The sequence below is a fragment of the Streptomyces sp. NPDC050504 genome (genome assembly GCF_044458065.1).
GTDB lineage: Bacteria > Actinomycetota > Actinomycetes > Streptomycetales > Streptomycetaceae > Streptomyces.
This window is the reverse complement of sequence record NZ_JBITHO010000002.1, coordinates 518699-537033: the sequence shown is the minus strand read 5'-3', so window position 1 is coordinate 537033 and position 18335 is coordinate 518699. Positions and strand designations below refer to the sequence as shown.

Here is an 18335-nt window from a genome sequence, read left to right as displayed (position 1 = left end):
GGGGCGCCTTGGGCGAAGTGCTGCCCGTGGTGTAGACCTCATATTCGAGAGTGCTTGGAAAAATTCGGCTTGTCCGATCGGTGAGGGTAGGAAGTGCAGCTGTGCAGCGGCGTTACTTGGGTCTGACCGCGGCGGTGGCCGCACTGGGCATGTCGGTGACACTCGCGGCCTGTGGCGGCGACAGCGGTCCGGAGGACGTCACGCTCAAACTCGTCGCGGCCGACTACGACCTGACCGGCGGCGACACGACCAAGCAGTACTGGGCGAAGCTCACCGACGCGTACGAGAAGAAGAACCCCGGCATCAAGATCGACGTCCAGATCCTCCCGTGGACGGACGTCGACGCGAAGGTCAAGGCGATGGTCGAGGCGGGCGACGCCCCGGACATCGCGCAGATCGGCGCGTACGCGGACTACGCGGCGGCCGACAAGCTCTACAAGGTCGACGACCTGCTCTCCATCCCCGTCCAGGCGAACTTCCTGGCGCCGCTCGCCGACGCGGGCGAGATGCGCAGGGCGCAGTACGGGATGCCGTTCGTCGCCTCGACCCGGCTCCTCTTCTACAACAAGGCGCTGTTCGAGAAGGCGGGCATCGACGCGCCCGGCAGCTGGGAAGAGGTCGTCAGCGGAGCGGAGAAGCTCAAGGGGAAGGGCGTGAAGACGCCGTTCGCGCTGCCGCTGGGGCCCGAGGAGGCCCAGGCCGAGACGCTGATGTGGCTGCTGAGCAACGACGGCGGGTACATGGACGCCACGGGCACGTACACGATCGACTCGACCCAGAACGTCGAGACGTTCGAGTGGCTGCAGAAGAACCTCGTCGGCAAGAAGCTGACGGGCCCCGTCGCGCCGAGCAAGCTCAACCGGAAGCAGGCGTTCGCCGCGTTCGCCGCGGGCGAGGTCGGGATGCTCAACGGGCACCCCTCCCTGCTGAAGGAGGCGGCGAAGAACAAGATCGAGGTCGGCAAGGTGGCGATGCCCACCGCGGACGGCGATCCCAAGTCGACGATGGGCGTCGCCGACTGGATCATGGGCTTCAAGGAGAAGGGCCACGAGAAGCAGATCGGGCACTTCCTCGACTTCGTCTTCGAGGACGAGAACGTCCTCGCCTTCGCCGGCCAGAACGACCTGCTGCCGGTGACGGCGAGCGCGTCGCGGCAGATGGAGCAGGACCCGGAGCACAAGGACCTCAAGGAGTTCCTGGAGGCCCTGCCCAACTCCCAGCTGCCCCCGGTCGGCAAGACGTCGTGGGCCCGGGTCCAGGAGCTGGTCAAGCGGGACATCGGCAGGACGGTGGAGCCGGGCGGCGACCCCAGGACGGTCCTCCAGGGCATCGCGAGGGCGGCGACGACCGCGGAGAACGCGGAGTAGGCGAGGAGTGGGCGCGGAGCGGGTGTGGGGCGGGTACGGAGCGGGTGTGGGGCGGGTGCGGGGCGCGGAGTAACTTGGCCGGTATGAACCCCGGCCCCGAGTCACCCGACCCCGCGCTTCCCGGGGAACCCCAGGCGCCCCCGGTTCCCCCAGAGGATCCGGCAGCTCCGGCGGATCCGGCAGCTCCGGCGGGCGGTCCCGGGGCGCGCGGGCTCTCCGGGCGGGAGCTCGGGGTGCTCGGGGTCGAGCGGGAGTCCTGGACCGGGCCGGGGGCCAAGGAGCGGGCCGTCAGGGAGCGGCTGGGGATGTCGCCCACCCGGTACTACCAGCTCCTCAACGCCCTCCTCGACGACCCCAGGGCCCTGGCGCACGACCCCGTCACCGTCAACCGGCTGCGGCGCGTGCGGGAGGCCAGGCGCGGACTCCGCTGAGCGGCGCCCCGGCCTGCCGGGTGGGGCGGTGCCATGGCCCTGTCCCCGCGGGCGCCGATAGGGTCGGCCCATGGGCAGCATCCCCTTCCTGGAACCGTCCACCCCCGCCGGCCGAGAGGCCCTCGCGGCGATCGTCGCCCGGCCCGGCCGCGCCGTCGTCGCACTCGACTTCGACGGCACCCTCGCGGAGGTCGTGCCCGATCCCGAACGGGCCCGCGCCCACCCCGGCACCGTGCCCGCGCTCGCCGCGCTCGCCCCGAAGGTCGCGTCCGTCGTCGTCGTGACCGGGCGCCCCGCGGGGGTCGCGGTGCGGTACGGCGGCTTCGCCGGGGTCGCGGGGCTGGAACACCTCGTCGTGCTCGGGCACTACGGCGCGGAGCGCTGGGACGCGGTGACGGGAGTGGTACGGGCGCCCGCGCCGCACCCGGGCGTCGCGTCCGTCCGGGCCGAACTCCCCGGATTCCTCGACCGGTTCGGGGCGTGGCGGGGCACCTGGATCGAGGAGAAGGGGCGGGCCCTCGCGGTCCACACCCGGCGCGCGGCCGAACCGCAGGCGGCGTACGAGGCGTTGCGGGGGCCGCTGGCCGAACTCGCCGCGCGGCACGGGCTGATGCTCGAACCCGGCAGGCTCGTCCTCGAACTGCGCCCGCCGGGGACGGACAAGGGCGTGGCGCTCGCGGAGTACCTCAAGGAGGCGGGCGCGGAGTCCGTGCTCTACGCGGGGGACGACCTGGGGGACCTGCCCGCGTTCGGGGCGGTGGAGAAGCTGAGGTCGGACGGACTGCCGGGGCTGCTGGTGGCGAGCGACACGGTGATCGCGGAGCTGGCCGCGCGGGCGGACGTGGTCGTGGACGGCCCCGCGGGGGTGGTCGATCTTCTGGAGGGCCTGGCGGCGAGGCTCTAGGGGGGGCCGCTGCGCGGGGCAGTCCCCACCCCGCCCCTTCCCGAAACCCTCCGGGGGCCCTGCGGGGCGGTGGGCACGTTGCGCGCGTGCCCCGCTCTCGCGCGGTTCCCCGCGCCCCCCGATGGGCGCGGTCTTCGGCGCCCCCGGGCCCCGTGAAGGCCCCGGCCTAGCTCGCCCCCGGGGCCTCCAGGGCCTTCAGCTGCTCCAGGAACCACTGCTGCGGCGGCAGCGCGGTGGCCGCCGCCACCAACCCCCGGTTCCGCCCCGCCCGCTCCTCCGCCCCCATCGACAGCGCCGCGTGCAACGCCTCCGCCGTCCCGCTCACGTCGTACGGGTTCACTCCCACCGCGTCCGCGCCCAGCTCCTCGTACGCCCCCGCCTCCCGCGAGAGCACCAGCGCGCACCCCTCGTCCGAGACGACCGGGATCTCCTTCGCGACCAGGTTCATCCCGTCCCTGATCGGGTTCACCAGCGCGACGTCCGCGATCCGGTACGCCGCCAGCGACCGTGCGAAGTCGTCCTTGACGTGCATCACGACGGGCGTCCAACTCGGCGTCCCGAAGGTGGAGTTGATGTCCGCGGCCACCCGCGCGACCTCCGCCGTGTACTCCCGGTACACCGCGAGGTCCTGCCGCGACGGATACGCGAACGCCACGTGCACCACGCGCCCGCGCCACTCCGGCCGCCTCTCCAGCAGCTCCCGGTACGCCAACAGCCCCCGCACGATGTTCTTCGACAGCTCGGTGCGGTCCACCCGTACGATCGTCCGCCGCGCCGTCCCGTCCCGCGCCGCGCCCACCTGCTCGCGCAGCGCCGCGATCCGCTCCTCCACGTCCGCCTCGCGCGAGCGCGCCCGCAGGAACTCCGCGTCCGCGCCGAGCCCGTGCACCCCGATCGCGGTCCCGCCGGTCCCGCCCGCCAGCGCCGTACAGCACGCGGTGAACGCGTCCGCCCAGCGGTGGGTCAGGAATCCCAGCCGGTCCGCGCCCAGCATGCCCCGCAGCAGCTGCTCCGCGACGTCGTCGGGCAGCAGCCTGAAGTAGTCGACGGGCGCCCACGGCGTGTGCGAGAAGTGGCCGATCCGCAGGTCGGGGCGGAGGGCGCGGAGCATGCCGGGCACCAGCGCCAGGTGGTAGTCCTGCACCAGCACCGACGCGCCCTGCCCCGCCTCCTGGGCCAGCGCGTCGGCGAAGGCGCGGTTGTACGCCTCGTACGCCGCCCACCGGCGCCGGAACTCCGCGTCGAAGACCGGTTCCCGCGGCGTCTGGTACAGCATGTGGTGGACGAACCAGAGCACCGAGTTCGCGATGCCGTTGTACGCGGCGGCGTGCACGTCGGGGTCGATGTCGAGCATCCGGACGCCGGGCTCGGCGGCGCCCGAGCGGACCGCCGCCCGGTCGCCGTCGGTCAGCGCCGAGCACACCCAGACCGAGCCGTCCGAGCCCACCGCGCTGAGCCCGGAGACCAGGCCGCCTCCGCCGCGGCGGGAGCGGAGGGTCCCGTCGCCGTCGAGGGAGTAGGTGAGGGGGCCGCGGTTGGACGCGACGAGGATCCGGGCAGCAGCAGCCATGTGCCGAAACCTAGCCCGTGGGGCTTCCCCCCAAACGTGGCGGCGCCCCGCCCCTCGCGGGGCGCCCCGCCCCGGGGGCTACGCGGCCCGGCGCTTCGCGTATTCCGGGACCTCCCGCATCGGCGGCCTCTCCTCCGTGTCCACGGCGTGCGTCCGCGGCACGAAACCGTCCTCCCCCCGCTCGAACTGCGTCAGCGCGGGCCGCACCAAGTGCCCCCGGGACAACCGCAGTTGCGCGGTCCGGTAGATCGCCGCCGCCATCCGCCCCAGCGCCTGGCTGTCCTGGTGGCGGTGGATCCGCACGCCCACGTCGACCTGTGCCAGCGCGTCGAGCCCGACCGTGTGCAGCGCGTCCACCAGCAGCCCCAGCTCCACTCCGTAACCGACGGGGAAGGGCAGCTGCTCCAGCAGCTCCCGCCGCGCCGCGTACTCACCGCCCAACGGCTGTACGAAACCCGCCAGTCGGGGCCAGTGGAGGTTCAGCAGCGGGCGCGCCACCAGCTCGGTGACCCGGCCGCCCTGACCTGCGGCGGCGCCGAACGGCCGGTCGTACATCGCCTTGACGAAGGAGACGTCGGGGTCGGTGAGGAGCGGCCCGACGATCCCGGACACGAAGTCCGCCGAGAAGTCCTTGAGGTCCGCGTCCACGAAGGCGACCACGTCCCCGGTCGTCACCAGGAGCGACCGCCACAGGACCTCGCCCTTGCCCGGCACGGCGGGCAGCGCGGGCAGGATCGCGTCGCGGTGCACCACCCGCGCGCCCGCCGCCGCGGCCACCTCCGACGTCCGGTCGGTCGAACCGGAGTCGATCACCACCAGCTCGTCCACCAGGGGGACCGCGTCGACCAGCTCCCGGCGGATGGTGCCGACGATCTCGCCGACCGTCTCCTCCTCGTTCAGCGCGGGCAGCACCACGCTGATTTTCGTGCCCCGCTTGGCGGCCATCAGGTCGCCCAGCGAACGGTCGGCCGCCGCCCAGGAACGCCTGGTCAGCCAGTGCTCCACCTCTTCGAGCACGTCCCGCACTCCCTGCTGTGTGATCGCCGTGTGACCCATCTCGCGGTCCGGACGGCTGTCTCGACCGTCCGGGGCTTCGGTTACAGTCTTGAACAACGCGAACGGCCACCGCATGTCGGGGGTCGGTACGCCGACAAACGCCCGAGCCCCGCTCGGTGCCACAGCGCTCATCCAGAGGGACAGAGGGAACGGCCCGTTGAAGTCCCGGCAACCCTCCCGCCGACCGCGAGGTAACGGTGGGGAAGGTGCCAATTCCGGCTCGTGGCGAAGCGCGTCACGAGGAAGATGAGGAGAAAGGGCCTCGCCATCATGGCTGTGCAGACCGTCGCGGAGAACACCACCGCCACCCCCGTAGACCTCGGCCCCGCCGTCGCGCTGTCCTGCCGCGAGTGCGGCGAGCGCTTCGAGCTCGGTCCGATCTTCGCCTGTCAGCTCTGTTTCGGACCGCTTGAGGTCGCCTACGACCTGCCCGTCGGGGACCCGGACGCGCTGCGCGCCCGGATCGAGGCCGGTCCGAACAGCATCTGGCGGTACGCGCCGCTGCTGCCGGTCCCCGCGGACGTCGCCGAGAAGCCGAACCTGAACCCGGGCCTCACCAAGCTGGTCAAGGCCGACAACCTCGCCCGCGAGCTGGGCGTCACCGGCGGCCTGTACGTCAAGGACGACTCCGGCAACCCGACGCACTCCTTCAAGGACCGCGTCGTGGCCATCGCCGTCGAGGCCGCCCGCGCCTTCGGCTTCACCACGCTCTCCTGCTCCTCCACGGGCAACCTCGCCGGTGCCGTCGGCGCCGCCGCCGCCCGCGCCGGCTTCCGCTCCTGCGTCTTCATCCCGCACGACCTGGAGCAGGGCAAGGTCGTCATGGCCGCGGTGTACGGCGGCGAGCTGGTCGGCATCGAGGGCAACTACGACGACGTCAACCGCTTCTGCTCCGAGCTCATCGGCGACCCGCTGGGCGAGGGCTGGGGCTTCGTGAACGTGAACCTGCGGCCGTACTACGGCGAGGGCTCCAAGACCCTCGCGTACGAGATCTGCGAGCAGCTCGGCTGGCGCATCCCGGACCAGATCGTCATCCCGATCGCCTCGGGCTCGCAGCTCACGAAGATCGACAAGGGTCTCCAGGAGCTGATCGGGCTCGGGCTCGTCGAGGACCGGCCGTACAAGATCTTCGGCGCCCAGGCGGAGGGCTGCTCGCCGGTGTCGACGGCCTTCAAGGCCGGTCACGACGTCGTACGGCCCCAGAAGCCGAACACCATCGCCAAGTCGCTGGCGATCGGCAACCCGGCCGACGGCCCCTACGTGCTCGACATCGCGCGCCGGACCGGCGGTGCGGTGGAGGACGTGAACGACGAGCAGGTCGTGGACGCCATCAAGCTGCTGGCCCGCACCGAGGGCATCTTCGCGGAGACCGCGGGCGGCGTGACGGTCGGCGTGACGCGCAAGCTCATCGAGGCGGGCGTGCTGGACCCGGCGCTCACCACGGTCGTGCTGAACACCGGCGACGGTCTGAAGACGCTGGACGCGGTGGCGGAGACGTCGCAGGCCACGGCGACGATCAAGCCGAGCCTGGACGCGTTCCGCGCGGCCGGCCTCGCGCACTGACAATCCCCCCAGCAGCAGGAACGGAGAAACCCGACATGAGCGTGAACGTCCGCATCCCCACCATCCTCCGCACCTACACCGGCGGTCAGTCCGAGGTCTCCGCCGAGGGCGCGACCCTCGCCGAGGTCATCGAGGACCTGGAGAAGAACCACGCGGGCATCGCCGCGCGCGTCCTGGACGACCAGGGGCAGCTGCGCCGCTTCGTGAACGTGTACGTGAACGACGACGACGTGCGGTTCGAGCAGGGCCTGGGGACCGCCACGCCGGACGGCGCGGGCATCTCGATCATCCCGGCGGTCGCGGGCGGCTGCTGAGCCGTTCCGCGGTACCTCAGAGTCACCGGCATTGCCCCCTCCGCGAGAGAAGCGGAGGGGGCAATTCTGCATGGTTGAAGGCGGTAGAGTTGGGAACTAACGCTTCCCTCGGGCGTGTTGTCGGCGCGTGAGTGCGCCCGGCGCACATGGGAAAGCGGCCTCGCTGCGACAAGAAGCAGCCAAAGTGCGCGTGCGATTTGCCCCTTGGGTCCCTGATGTCCGGGCCGACTTGCCCTGGAACATGGGGAGTTCTCCTCATTCGGCCGTTCGGTCATGCCCAGAATTCTCGTCCGATTGACCTGTTGCAGAGGGCAGTTGGGCAGATACATTCAGCCGCGGTCGACGCGTTCCGACGCAAGGTCTGACCCGGGTCCGCGAAGTGCGGTCCTGTGCAAGGGCCAGTAATAGGGGAGTTAGGCATGGCTCAGGGCACCGTCAAGTGGTTCAACGCGGAGAAGGGGTACGGCTTCATCGCGGTCGACGGTGGTGCGGATGTTTTCGTCCACTACAGCGCGATTCAGATGGACGGTTACCGCACCCTTGAAGAAGGTCAGCGAGTCGAGTTCGAGATCTCGCAGGGCCAGAAGGGTCCGCAGGCGGACATGGTCAAGCTCGCCGTCTGATCTCGGCGCGATCGGCCACCGGCGCGAATCGTTCCGTGGGCCCGCACTCCGTTGATACGGAGTGCGGGCCCACGCGCATGTCCGGGGGCCTTTCCCGGCGGTCCGCGAGGTCCCCGTCCCAGGGGGTTTAGGGGGGCGGATGTGGACACTCGCTTGCACTCGCATGGGTCGAGTGCTAATCATTGGCGTTAGCACTCTCCAGGTGAGAGTGACAGAACTTGGATCGGTTCGGTGAGGTCCGGACGCCGGGTGGGGCAGGGAACCACGCGGCGCGCGGGCCGTCCGTCGCGGGCACCGGGAGCGATCCGGAGCAATCCACCCCGTCCGGGAGGACCACTTCACATGGCCAAGATCATCGCGTTCGACGAGGAGGCCCGGCGCGGTCTCGAGCGTGGCATGAACCAGCTCGCCGACGCCGTCAAGGTCACCCTTGGCCCCAAGGGCCGCAACGTCGTCCTTGAGAAGAAGTGGGGCGCCCCCACGATCACCAACGATGGTGTGTCCATCGCCAAGGAGATCGAGCTGGAGGACCCGTACGAGAAGATCGGCGCCGAGCTGGTCAAGGAAGTCGCCAAGAAGACGGACGACGTCGCCGGTGACGGTACGACCACCGCGACCGTCCTCGCCCAGGCGCTCGTCCGCGAGGGCCTGCGCAACGTCGCCGCCGGCGCCAACCCGATGGCCCTCAAGCGCGGCATCGAGAAGGCCGTCGAGGCCGTCTCCGCCGCCCTGCTGGAGCAGGCCAAGGACGTGGAGACCAAGGAGCAGATCGCTTCGACCGCCTCCATCTCCGCCGCCGACACCCAGATCGGCGAGCTCATCGCCGAGGCCATGGACAAGGTCGGCAAGGAAGGCGTCATCACCGTCGAGGAGTCGCAGACCTTCGGTCTGGAGCTCGAGCTCACCGAGGGCATGCGCTTCGACAAGGGCTACATCTCGGCGTACTTCGCCACCGACATGGAGCGCATGGAGTCGGCTCTCGACGACCCGTACATCCTGATCGTCAACTCCAAGGTCAGCAACGTGAAGGACCTCCTTCCGCTGCTGGAGAAGGTCATGCAGTCCGGCAAGCCGCTGCTGATCATCGCCGAGGACGTCGAGGGCGAGGCCCTGTCGACCCTGGTCGTCAACAAGATCCGCGGCACCTTCAAGTCCGTCGCCGTCAAGGCCCCGGGCTTCGGCGACCGCCGCAAGGCCATGCTCCAGGACATCGCCGTCCTCACCGGCGGCACGGTCATCTCCGAGGAGGTCGGCCTCAAGCTGGAGAACGCCGGTCTCGACCTGCTCGGCCGCGCCCGCAAGGTCGTCATCACCAAGGACGAGACGACCATCGTCGACGGTGCCGGTGACAGCGAGCAGGTCCAGGGCCGCGTCAACCAGATCCGCGCCGAGATCGAGAACTCGGACAGCGACTACGACCGCGAGAAGCTCCAGGAGCGCCTGGCGAAGCTCGCCGGCGGCGTCGCCGTCATCAAGGCCGGTGCCGCGACCGAGGTCGAGCTCAAGGAGCGCAAGCACCGCATCGAGGACGCCGTCCGCAACGCGAAGGCGGCCGTCGAGGAGGGCATCGTCGCCGGTGGTGGCGTCGCGCTGCTCCAGGCCACGGCCGTCTTCGAGAAGCTGGAGCTCTCGGGCGACGAGGCGACCGGCGCCAACGCCGTGAAGCTCGCCCTGGAGGCCCCGCTCAAGCAGATCGCCGTCAACGGTGGCCTTGAGGGCGGCGTCGTCGTGGAGAAGGTGCGCAACCTGGCCGTCGGCCACGGTCTGAACGCCGCCACGGGCGAGTACGTCGACATGATCGCCGAGGGCATCCTGGACCCGGCGAAGGTCACGCGCTCCGCGCTGCAGAACGCCGCGTCGATCGCCGCGCTGTTCCTGACCACCGAGGCCGTCATCGCCGACAAGCCGGAGAAGGCGTCCGCCGCCGCTCCGGGCGGCATGCCGGGCGGTGACATGGACTTCTGAGCCTCCTCGCAGGCTCGGTAGGACCACGAGGGCGGCACTTCCCGTACAGGGAGGTGCCGCCCTTCGGCGTACCCGGAAAGGGGCGGGCCTGGGCAAACCCGTGCATGCTGTGAGAAGGACGACCCGCACCTTTCGCCCCGAGAGGACCAAAGGCCCTGTCACTGGCCGTAAGGCCCTTGTGAGACTTCAGCGACGCCGCCCCCTGCCCGCGACTCCGAGGTTCCGCCACGTGTCTTCCTTCGACTCACTGATCGTCGACGTCAACGACGTCTTCTGGACGTACCTGCTGATCCCGCTCGTCGTGGTCGCGGGGCTCTACTTCACGATCAGGTCCAAGGCCGTGCAGCTGAGGCTCTTCCCGGAGATGCTGCGCGTACTGAAGGATCCGGCGCCCGCGGGCAGGGACGGGCGCAAGGCCGTCTCCTCCTTCGGCGCGTTCACCATCTCCGCCGCCGCCCGCGTCGGCACCGGCAACATCGCGGGCGTCGCCACCGCCATCACGCTCGGCGGCGCGGGCGCGGTGTTCTGGATGTGGGCCATGGCCCTCGTCGGCGCCGCCTCCGCGTTCGTCGAGTCGGTGCTCGCCCAGCTCTACAAGGTCCGCGGCGCCGACGGCGAGTTCCGCGGCGGCCCCGCGTACTACATGCGCAAGGGCCTGGGGAAGCCCTGGCTGGGCGCCCTCTTCGCGGTCGTCATCACCGTGACCTTCGGCTTCGTCTTCAACGCCGTGCAGTCCAACACCATCACCGCCGTCGCGGGCGGCTCGCTGGGCGCCGCCGACTCGGACTGGTTCGCCCCCGTCTGCGGCCTCGTCGTCGCGGGACTCCTCGGGCTGGTGGTCTTCGGCGGCGTACGGCGCATCGCCTCGGTCACGCAGCTGCTCGTGCCCGTCATGGCCGTCTGCTACCTGCTCCTGGGCATCGCCGTCGTCGTCCTCAACGTCGAGGACGTCCCGCGCGTCCTCGCGGACATCGTCGGCGGCGCCTTCGGCGTGCGGGAGGTCGCGGGCGGCGCGGTCGGCGCGGCGATCCAGCACGGCATCAGGCGCGGCATGTTCTCCAACGAGGCGGGCCTGGGCTCCGCGCCCAACGCCGCCGCGACCGCCGACGTCACCCACCCCGTCAAGCAGGGCCTCGTACAGTCGCTCGGCGTCTTCTTCGACACGCTGCTGATCTGCTCGATGACCGCGTTCATCATCCTGACGACCAACCCCGAGCTGTCCGGCAGGCAGGGCGCCGACCTCACGCAGACCGCGCTGACGACCACGCTGGGCGGCTGGGCCGGGCACGCGCTGACCGCCATCGTCTTCATGCTCTGCTTCTCGACGCTGATCGGGAACTACTACTACGGCGAGTCCAACATCCGCTTCATGACGCGGCGCGCGTGGATCCTCCCCTCGTACCGCGTCCTGGTCCTGGTCACCGTCGTGCTCGGCGCGCTCGGCTCGGTGAGCGTGGTGTGGAACCTCGCGGACGTCTTCATGGGCGTGATGGCGCTGGTGAACCTGCTCTCGATCCTGCCGCTCTCGGCGGTCGCCCTCCGCCTCCTCGACGACTACCTCGCACAGCGCGCGGACGGCCTGGACCCGGTCTTCACCAACGACCGGCTGCCCGGCCTGCCCGGCACCTCGGAGTGCTGGGACCGGGAGGGCGCGCGGGAGGACGCGCGCGTCTAGGCACGGGTACGGGAAAGGGCGGCGCCCCTCGGCAGGGGCGCCGCCCTTCGTCACGTCCGCGTCCGGTCAGCGCACGTCGACGAAGTCACCGACCCCGGTCGAGTCGAAGTGCGTGGCGTCGCCCAGGTACTGGATCAGCCACGTCCCGTCCACGCCCGCCTTGCCGCGCAGCGACGTCCTGCCGTGCGCGCCCGACGTGCCCTTGGTGACCAGCTTCCACTTCGTGGTGCCCCTGGCCCGGAACCACAGCTGGACCGGCTTGCCCGCCATGGCCTTCCACTTCGTGCCGGACCGCTCGGCGAGCACCCCGGTGACCGTGACCGTCGCACCCTTGCGGACCGGCTCGGGCGCCGCGTTCACGGAGGTGACCCTGGTCGCGGTGCGGGACATCCGGAACACCTGGCTGGAGCTCTCCGCGTACTCGTCGGTCGTGGGGTGGTACACCCGGTAGTAGCCGGAGGTGCCGCCCGAGCCCCTGACGGTGAACGACTCGTTGAGCCAGTGGTTCATGCCGGTGAGCGCGGCCTGTCCGACGCCGAGCACCTTCCAGCCGGTCCTGCCGTCCGCGGAGCGCTCGACCCGTACCTTCTCGTGCCCGTACTCGGGGCCCGTCGTCTGGTAGGTGGCGCGGAACAGCCCGCTCACGGTGACCTGGCCGTTCGCCGCCAGCGTGGCGCGCAGGGCCTGGACGGTCGACTCCCTGGGCATCACCAGCGGGCCCTCGGCCGAGCCGGCGAGGAAGCCGTTCTCCGGTGCGATCCGCCAGTTGTCGACGCGGAGGCCGGGGAGCGCGGGGAGCCGTACGGTGAAGCGGCCCCCGGCGTCCGTGACGATCCGCTGGCTGTACGCGCTGCCGCTGCCCCGGCCGATCGTCGCCCGCAGGGCGAGCCCCGCCGCGGGGGCCGTGCCGTCGAGCACCTGCCCGGTGACCGTGGCCTGCTGGCCCGGCAGGACGCGCGTGCGGTCGGCGGTCGCGGTGATCGTGACGGGGTGGCTCCGGTAGTCCCACACCCTGCTCTCGGTGGTCGAGGTGCCGTGGACCTGCGCGCCGTTCTCGGTGAACGTCGCCCGGAACGTCCCGGCGGGGCCGTCCAGCGGGTACTCGCCGGCGGTGAACTGGCCGCTGTCCGAGGTGACGGCGGTGCGGCCCGCGGCATCCTCCTGGTCGGTGCGCCGCACCTCGACCGTACGGCCGGGCAGCGCGACCTCGTCGCCCGAGCCGGGCTGGACGCCGACGAGCCTGCCCTGCGGGCGCGCGGTCGGGTCGTCGAGGCCGGGGGTGCCCACGGCGAAGGAGAGCACCGGGCGCAGCGTGAAGTCGAGCGTGCCCGCGTCGCGCCGGGTGAGGGTGTTGCCCTTGCTGTCGGTCGCGGTCACGTCGATCGCGTACGCACCGAGTTCCGGCAGCGGGCCGCCGTCCTCGGTGAGCTTCAGCGGCGCGCCGTCCGGGAGGCCGAACCTGCCCCTGTCCCAGGGGGATTCGGTGAGGGCGGGCAGTTCGGCGACGACGGCGTCGCCCCTGCGGAGCCGCGCGGACACCTCGGTGAGCACGGCGCCGTCGGCGTCCGTCCAGGCGGCGACGGCGAAGGAGCCGCGCTGGCTCGGGTGGGTGAGGGCCGCGCCGATGCCGACGGTCGCCGGTTCGGCGGCGAGTGCGGTGGGCGCGGCCGCGAACGTCAGGGCGCCCGCCGCCAGGGACAGTGCCAGGGCGGAGGCGACGAGGGGGATCCCGCGGTCAGCGCGCATCGATGTACTTGCCCTTCGTCTCGCTGTAGAAGTGGCCGCCCGCGGGCTCGGTGATCACGGCCCAGGTGGCGTCGCTGTAGGCCGTGCCCCCGAGGCGGTACTTGCCGCCGCTGCCGGTCTTGCCCTTGGTGGCCCAGTACCAGGTGTTCTCGCCCCTCGGCTTGACGACGAGCATCACCTTGGCGCCGACGTACGGCTTCCAGACGCCGCCGACCTTCCGCTGGAGCACGCCGCTCGCGGTCAGCGGGCCGTTGACCCGCGGGCGGTCGGGCGTGAAGGAGTACGAGGAGAACCGGGTGAGCGTGCGGGACAGGTGCACGGCCCTGCCCGCGGCGGCCGTGAGCCAGTCCGACTCGGCGTGGTACACGCGGTAGTACGCGGAGACGTAGCCCATCGTCTCGACGGTGAAGGGGCAGTGGCCCGCGGTGCCCGATTCGAGCGTGCCGGTCTTCAGGTTCTGCCAGTGGCGCCCGTCGAACGAGATCTGCAGCTGGACCCGGTTGTCGTCCCAGCAGCTCCCGGTGAGCCTGCCGACCGCCTTGACCTCGCCGTAGGGCGACAGCGTGATCTTGACGTTGGTGAAGGCGGCGGGCCGGGGGACCGCCAGCTGGCTCCAGTCGTGCGTGGGGGTGTAGCTGTCCCCGAGGTACAGGGAGGGCCGCAGGAAGGTGTACACGCCCTCGGTGCCCGCGTAGCGGGGCCTGGCGGCGTACGCGAACGAGCCGTCGGCCGCCGCCGGGGCCCCGCCGATCGTCTCCACCGAGTCCGGGTGCTGCCCGTCCGGCGGGCGCTGGGCCGAGACGACCGGCGCGCCCGCGAAGGGCCGCCAGCCCTCGGCGGTCAGCCGCTCGACGCGGCCCGACACCTTGGTGGTTCCGCCGAGGAGGAGCCGGCGCTTGTCGATCCGCGTGCCGATCCGGTACTCGGTCCTGGTGACCGTCACCGCGGGCACCGGGTACGCGTCCGTCGGGACGGTGTCGGCCGCGGGCTCGACGACGGTGGCAGTGCCGCCCCTGATCTCGGCGTTCGGCGTGAACGGCAGCGAGAAGGCGCCGTCCGCGCCGGTGACGGTGGTGGCGGTGACCTTCCGCCAGTCCCTGCCGTACGTGGAGAGCACGACCTTGACCTTCGTGCCCGCGCGGGCGGGCGTGTGCTCGCCGGTCGACGGATCGGCCGTGGTCGCCCTGCCGGAGAGCGTCACGTCGCGGTGGTCGTAGTCGGTGCTCGCCCGGTCGAAGGAGAGCGCGGAGACGCCGGTGCGGAGCTTGTGGCTGTACGAACCGCCGTTCCAGTGCTGGACCTTGCCGTCCCACAGCCGGTAGTCGACGCTCACCGGGTAGTCGCCGAGCGCGGTGCCCTCCGGGAGCCGCACGGGGTTCCGGGTCGTCCAGCCGCTGGGCCGTTGGGTGGTGGAGTCGTAGTCGTGCCAGTTCAGTTCCTCGCTGGTGGCGAGGACGGGGGCACCGGGCTGGTCGGAGGCGAGGACGCTGACCTTCGCCCAGAGGGTGTTGTACGGCAGCCCGACGTCGAGGCGGCCGTCGTCGAGGGTGGTGGTGCGGGTGACGTCCGCGGGCGCGGGCGCCGCGTGCGCGGCGGGCGCCGTGACGAGGGCGGGCGCAGCGAGGCCCGCCGAGAGCGCGAAGACGGTTGCCGCACGCACGAGGGCGTGCGGCAGCGTGCGCGTTGAGCGCATGGAAGGGACCCCCCACAGGTCATGAAGCGGTCACCGGGTCGCGGCGACCGCGAACGATCGTGTGCGATCGCGTGCCCGAACGATAGCGGGGGGCGGGAGGGGTTTCGCGGGGCGGGTGGGGTACCGCCCTCCGTGGGCGAACCCCACCCACGCGCGCGGTCAGTTCACGTTGCCGTGCGGCCCCGCCGCCGTCCTCGCGAACGCCGCGGGCCGGTTGTGCTTCATGGTCTTGTGGATCCACCCCGCGTAGGCGGGCGCGCTGGTGTACAGGCCGGGCCCGCCCGAACACGGCACGTTCGGGGCGCCCGGCCCCGAAGTGACCCCAATCAGCTCCCACTTCCCGTCCCGGCCCTTCTGCACCTGCGGCCCGCCCGAGTCCCCGAAGCACGCCATCGCCTTGGGCACGGTGCTGATCGTGCACAGCCGGGTCCGGTCCGCGTACCCCGGCGCGCACTCGGACGCCGCGCCCCTGCGGGTGTTCAGCTCCTGGAGCCTGTTCGGGAAGGTGAACTCCCCGTCGACCGTGGTGCCGAAGCCGATGAGCCGGGTGGGCGTGCCGGGCTTCCCCGGCCGCGCCGCGATCCTGATGGGCGTCTCGCGGACCGGCCTGTCGAGCCTGATCAGCGCGAGGTCGTCCTTGTTGGCCTTCTCGTTCTCGCCGTTCACGTAGCCGGGGTGGGCGATGATCCGGTCGATCTTCCGGACCGTACCGCCCGACTTCCGCTGCTCGCTGCCGATGCGCACGATGCCGTCCAGCTTCAGGCCCTCGACCTTCACGCAGTGCGCCGCGGTCAGCACCCACTGCGGGTCGATGAGGGAGGCGCCGCAGTTGCCGTCGAAGAGCCCCTGTTCGGGGGCGGACTCCGGGATCACCGCCATGAAGGGGTACTTCTCGGTGGAGTCGGTGCCGTTGACGATGGCGCTCGCACTGCTGACGGTGAGGGTGGTGCAGGCCGCGGCGGCGAGTGCGGTGACGGCGAGGGCGCGGGTGGTGCGTCGGCTGAACACGTCGGTCCTTTTCGGTCGGGGGATCCGTATGTGTTCAGCCTGGTCGGGCGGGGCGCGCGGAACCATCCGGGCAGCGGGAGAGCGGAGGGTGCAGCCAGCTCCCCTGTTGTTGCGGGAGGTGGAACCCCCCCTGTCGCGGGAGGTGGACCGCCCGGCGCCGCATGCCCCCGGACTCACGCCCCCGGCAGTGCCTCCGGCCATTCCTCCGGCGCCTCTCCGAACGCCCGCCGTCCCGCCTTCACGGCGAACGCGGCGACGGCCGCGTTCGCCCCGCCGCCGATCACCGCGCCGATCCCGAACGGCGCCACCCGCCCCAGCACGATGATCCCCTGCTTGGTCCCGTACTTCGTGACGAAGTTCCGCCCCAGGACCTTGTTGATCTGGCGCAGCGTCTCGACGGGCACCTTGGCCACGATCTGGCGCCCCCAGTGCTGCCCCGTGCGCTCGGCGACCTTGGTGATCGTGGCGGTGCCGCTCCCGCCGAGCATGATGCCCATCACGATGGTCCTGCGGCGCTCGACCTCGTCGATGGGCACGCCGTGCACCTCGGCGATCGACAGCGCGAAGAGGGCGCTCAGTTCGAGGGACGACAGGGTCTCGCCCGCCGACAGGGCCAGCGCGACCCCCGTGCCTACGCCGGGCGCGGCCGCGGTTCCGCCGACCGCGGCGCCCGTGCCCGCCAGCGCGCTGACGTACATCCGCTCCAGGGTGCGGACCACCTGGGCCGGCGTCGCTTCCGGGTTCCGCTGGCGGGCCCGTGCGATGTTCTTGCGCACCAGGGGGCTCTGGGCGGCTATCGCCCGGTCCAGGAGGTCGAGGGCGCGCTGCCCGTGCCCGGCCGGGGTCGGGTCCGGCTCGCCGGGGGCATCTGTCGTCATGCGGTGAACTCCCCAAGTCGTCGTGTTCCGCACGAGTTTCCCACTCAGCCGGGCGTACGGATCCGACGGAACGCCTCCCTCAGGCGAGCGCCGGGGGCGCGGGCTTCGTTCCGGGGGCCGCGTCGAACTCTTCGAGCATGTCCTTCGTGAAGCCGAACCAGTACGTCGCCAGGAAGCCGGTGACGTATCCGGCCAGCAGGCCGCCCGCGTAGACGGCGGCCGTCGTGCCGAGGCCGCGGTTGCCGTCCAGGAGCGGGAAGAGGGCCCAGCCGGAGGGGCCGATCGCCGCCGAACCGACCTTGTCGCCCAGCATGTTGAAGAGTCCGACGAACGCGCCGCCGACCGCGCCGCCCGCGCAGGCCGTGACGAACGGGCGGCCCAGCGGGAGGCTGACGCCGTAGATCAGCGGCTCGCCCACGCCCAGGAGGCCCGCGGGCAGCGCCGACCTGATCGTGCGGCGGATCGAGGGGTTGCGGGGCAGTCTGACGTAGACGGCCGCCGCCGCGCCGACCTGGCCCGCGCCCGCCATCGCGAGGACGGGCAGGAGGACGGTGTACCCCTGCTGCTCGATGAGCGTGGTGTGGATCGGGATCAGGGCCTGGTGCAGGCCCAGCATGACGAGGGGGAGGAAGAGCCCGCCGAGTACGAGGCCGGCCACCGCGCCGCCGTTCTCCAGCAGCAGGTTCGCGAAGTCTCCGACGGCGGTGGAGACTTCGCCCGCGAGGAACATCAGGCCGAAGACCGTGACGAGGCCGGACACCAGGACCGTGAGGGTCGGGGTGAGGAGGACGTCCAGGGACTCGGGGACGCGGCGGCGGCACCACTTCTCCACGCGCACCGCGAGCAGCGCGGCGGCCAGCGCGCCCAGCACGCCGCCCTGGCCGGGCGAGAGGTGCCGGCCGAACGCGTCGATCCTCTCGACGCCGGGGAAGACGACGATCGCGGCGACCGCGCCGCCCAGGACGGGCGTGCCGCCGAACTCCTTCGCCGTGTTGTGGCCGACGAAGACCGCGATCAGCGCCATGAAGCCGCTGGAGATCGCGGCGAGCGCCGGGGTCACGGACGGCAGTAGGCCCAGGTTGACCAGCAGGCCGTTCAGTCCCGCGATGACGCCGCAGCCGATGAGGGCGGGGATCAGCGGGACGAAGACGTCGGCGACCTTGCGGAGGAAGAGTTTGAAGGGAGTCGCGTTCCTCGCCGTGCGGGCCGCCTTGATGGCGGCGCCCCGCACGGCGAGGCCGTCGGCCGTCGCGGGCGCCGCCGCGCGCTCCGCCTCGACCAGCGCCTCGAACTCCGGGGTGACCCGGGCGACGGTGCCGGGGCCGAGCACGATCTGGTACGTGTCGTCCTCGACCACGCCCAGGACGGCGGGGAGCGCCTTCAGCGCCTCGTCCTGGACGAGCGAGCGGTCCCGCAGGCCGAGGCGGAGCCGGGTCATGCAGTGTGCGACGGCGGTGACGTTCGCCCCGCCGCCGACGAGCGGAAGGATCGCGGCGGCGGTGGCGCGGTTCTTGTCTGGTGCCATGGTGCGTGGTGCCTTGC

15 protein-coding genes and 1 riboswitch are annotated in these 18335 nt (G+C 71.7%); of the genes, 8 read left to right on the top strand and 7 right to left on the bottom strand.

The window, feature by feature from the left end:
• Window positions 1–101 precede the first annotated feature (101 nt).
• The 3 genes from ACIBNE_RS08220 to otsB all read left to right on the top strand — a co-directional run bounded on the left by ACIBNE_RS08220 (window position 102) and on the right by otsB (window position 2702).
• Window positions 102–1367 carry an extracellular solute-binding protein gene (locus tag ACIBNE_RS08220; protein ID WP_399270649.1) on the top strand — a complete coding sequence of 422 codons (1266 nt, stop codon included), beginning with the start codon at window positions 102–104 and terminating at the stop codon, window positions 1365–1367.
• Window positions 1368–1450: 83 nt separating this feature from the next.
• Window positions 1451–1798 (top strand): DUF3263 domain-containing protein, encoded by a 348-nt coding sequence (locus ACIBNE_RS08215; RefSeq protein WP_399270648.1) that lies wholly within the window; start codon window positions 1451–1453, stop codon window positions 1796–1798.
• A 70-nt stretch (window positions 1799–1868) separates the two neighbouring features.
• Window positions 1869–2702, top strand: a complete 834-nt coding sequence (gene otsB, locus ACIBNE_RS08210) for a trehalose-phosphatase (RefSeq protein WP_399270647.1) — start codon at window positions 1869–1871, stop codon at window positions 2700–2702.
• A gap of 166 nt (window positions 2703–2868) precedes the next feature.
• Here the strand turns inward: otsB and ACIBNE_RS08205 are convergent, their stop codons facing one another.
• Together ACIBNE_RS08205 and ACIBNE_RS08200 are read right to left on the bottom strand one after the other, a co-directional pair.
• Entirely contained in the window at window positions 2869–4272 is a 1404-nt protein-coding gene (locus ACIBNE_RS08205; RefSeq protein ID WP_399270646.1) for a trehalose-6-phosphate synthase, read from the bottom strand.
• Window positions 4273–4350: 78 nt separating this feature from the next.
• Entirely contained in the window at window positions 4351–5289 is a 939-nt protein-coding gene (locus ACIBNE_RS08200; RefSeq protein WP_399270645.1) for a glucosyl-3-phosphoglycerate synthase, read from the bottom strand.
• Between the two features lie 164 nt (window positions 5290–5453).
• Window positions 5454–5581: riboswitch (SAM riboswitch) on the top strand.
• A gap of 17 nt (window positions 5582–5598) precedes the next feature.
• On the opposite strand from ACIBNE_RS08200, the gene thrC reads away from it, so the two are divergent.
• The 5 genes from thrC to ACIBNE_RS08175 all read left to right on the top strand — a co-directional run bounded on the left by thrC (window position 5599) and on the right by ACIBNE_RS08175 (window position 11468).
• The gene (gene thrC, locus ACIBNE_RS08195) at window positions 5599–6891 is read left to right on the top strand and encodes a threonine synthase (RefSeq protein ID WP_399270644.1); all 1293 of its coding nucleotides are present in this window, start codon (window positions 5599–5601) and stop codon (window positions 6889–6891) included.
• A gap of 35 nt (window positions 6892–6926) precedes the next feature.
• On the top strand, window positions 6927–7205 hold the full coding sequence (locus ACIBNE_RS08190) for a MoaD/ThiS family protein (protein ID WP_399270643.1): 279 nt from the start codon (window positions 6927–6929) through the stop codon (window positions 7203–7205).
• A gap of 419 nt (window positions 7206–7624) precedes the next feature.
• The gene (locus tag ACIBNE_RS08185; protein WP_005315736.1) at window positions 7625–7828 is read left to right on the top strand and encodes a cold-shock protein; all 204 of its coding nucleotides are present in this window, start codon (window positions 7625–7627) and stop codon (window positions 7826–7828) included.
• A 342-nt stretch (window positions 7829–8170) separates the two neighbouring features.
• Window positions 8171–9793 (top strand): chaperonin GroEL, encoded by a 1623-nt coding sequence (gene groL / locus ACIBNE_RS08180; RefSeq protein ID WP_399270641.1) that lies wholly within the window; start codon window positions 8171–8173, stop codon window positions 9791–9793.
• A 229-nt stretch (window positions 9794–10022) separates the two neighbouring features.
• The gene (locus tag ACIBNE_RS08175) at window positions 10023–11468 is read left to right on the top strand and encodes an alanine/glycine:cation symporter family protein (protein ID WP_399270639.1); all 1446 of its coding nucleotides are present in this window, start codon (window positions 10023–10025) and stop codon (window positions 11466–11468) included.
• A gap of 66 nt (window positions 11469–11534) precedes the next feature.
• On the opposite strand, the gene ACIBNE_RS08170 is transcribed toward ACIBNE_RS08175, so the two are convergent.
• The 5 genes from ACIBNE_RS08170 to ACIBNE_RS08150 all read right to left on the bottom strand — a co-directional run bounded on the left by ACIBNE_RS08170 (window position 11535) and on the right by ACIBNE_RS08150 (window position 18318).
• Window positions 11535–13214: a hypothetical protein gene (locus ACIBNE_RS08170; protein ID WP_399270637.1), complete on the bottom strand. Its 1680-nt coding sequence runs from the start codon at window positions 13212–13214 to the stop codon at window positions 11535–11537.
• Window positions 13204–14907 (bottom strand): hypothetical protein, encoded by a 1704-nt coding sequence (locus ACIBNE_RS08165; protein WP_399270635.1) that lies wholly within the window; start codon window positions 14905–14907, stop codon window positions 13204–13206. Before ACIBNE_RS08165 ends, ACIBNE_RS08170 begins: the two co-directional genes overlap by 11 nt.
• Before the next feature lie 159 nt (window positions 14908–15066).
• A complete protein-coding gene (locus ACIBNE_RS08160; RefSeq protein WP_399270634.1) occupies window positions 15067–15981 on the bottom strand; it encodes a S1 family peptidase in 915 nt (304 codons plus the stop codon).
• 107 nt (window positions 15982–16088) lie between these two features.
• Window positions 16089–16793 (bottom strand): hypothetical protein, encoded by a 705-nt coding sequence (locus tag ACIBNE_RS08155; protein WP_399270633.1) that lies wholly within the window; start codon window positions 16791–16793, stop codon window positions 16089–16091.
• Between the two features lie 79 nt (window positions 16794–16872).
• Window positions 16873–18318 carry a PTS transporter subunit EIIC gene (locus ACIBNE_RS08150; protein ID WP_399270631.1) on the bottom strand — a complete coding sequence of 482 codons (1446 nt, stop codon included), beginning with the start codon at window positions 18316–18318 and terminating at the stop codon, window positions 16873–16875.
• Window positions 18319–18335 lie beyond the last annotated feature (17 nt).

Coding starts and splice junctions, on each gene's coding strand:
- ACIBNE_RS08215 (WP_399270648.1), top strand. CDS start 1,451: ATGAACCCCGGCCCCGAGTCACCCGACCCCGCGCTTCCCGGGGAACCC.
- otsB (WP_399270647.1), top strand. CDS start 1,869: ATGGGCAGCATCCCCTTCCTGGAACCGTCCACCCCCGCCGGCCGAGAG.
- ACIBNE_RS08205 (WP_399270646.1), bottom strand. CDS start 4,272: ATGGCTGCTGCTGCCCGGATCCTCGTCGCGTCCAACCGCGGCCCCCTC.
- thrC (WP_399270644.1), top strand. CDS start 5,599: ATGGCTGTGCAGACCGTCGCGGAGAACACCACCGCCACCCCCGTAGAC.
- ACIBNE_RS08190 (WP_399270643.1), top strand. CDS start 6,927: ATGAGCGTGAACGTCCGCATCCCCACCATCCTCCGCACCTACACCGGC.
- ACIBNE_RS08185 (WP_005315736.1), top strand. CDS start 7,625: ATGGCTCAGGGCACCGTCAAGTGGTTCAACGCGGAGAAGGGGTACGGC.
- groL (WP_399270641.1), top strand. CDS start 8,171: ATGGCCAAGATCATCGCGTTCGACGAGGAGGCCCGGCGCGGTCTCGAG.
- ACIBNE_RS08170 (WP_399270637.1), bottom strand. CDS start 13,214: ATGCGCGCTGACCGCGGGATCCCCCTCGTCGCCTCCGCCCTGGCACTG.
- ACIBNE_RS08165 (WP_399270635.1), bottom strand. CDS start 14,907: ATGCGCTCAACGCGCACGCTGCCGCACGCCCTCGTGCGTGCGGCAACC.
- ACIBNE_RS08160 (WP_399270634.1), bottom strand. CDS start 15,981: ATGGTTCCGCGCGCCCCGCCCGACCAGGCTGAACACATACGGATCCCC.
- ACIBNE_RS08155 (WP_399270633.1), bottom strand. CDS start 16,793: ATGACGACAGATGCCCCCGGCGAGCCGGACCCGACCCCGGCCGGGCAC.
- ACIBNE_RS08150 (WP_399270631.1), bottom strand. CDS start 18,318: ATGGCACCAGACAAGAACCGCGCCACCGCCGCCGCGATCCTTCCGCTC.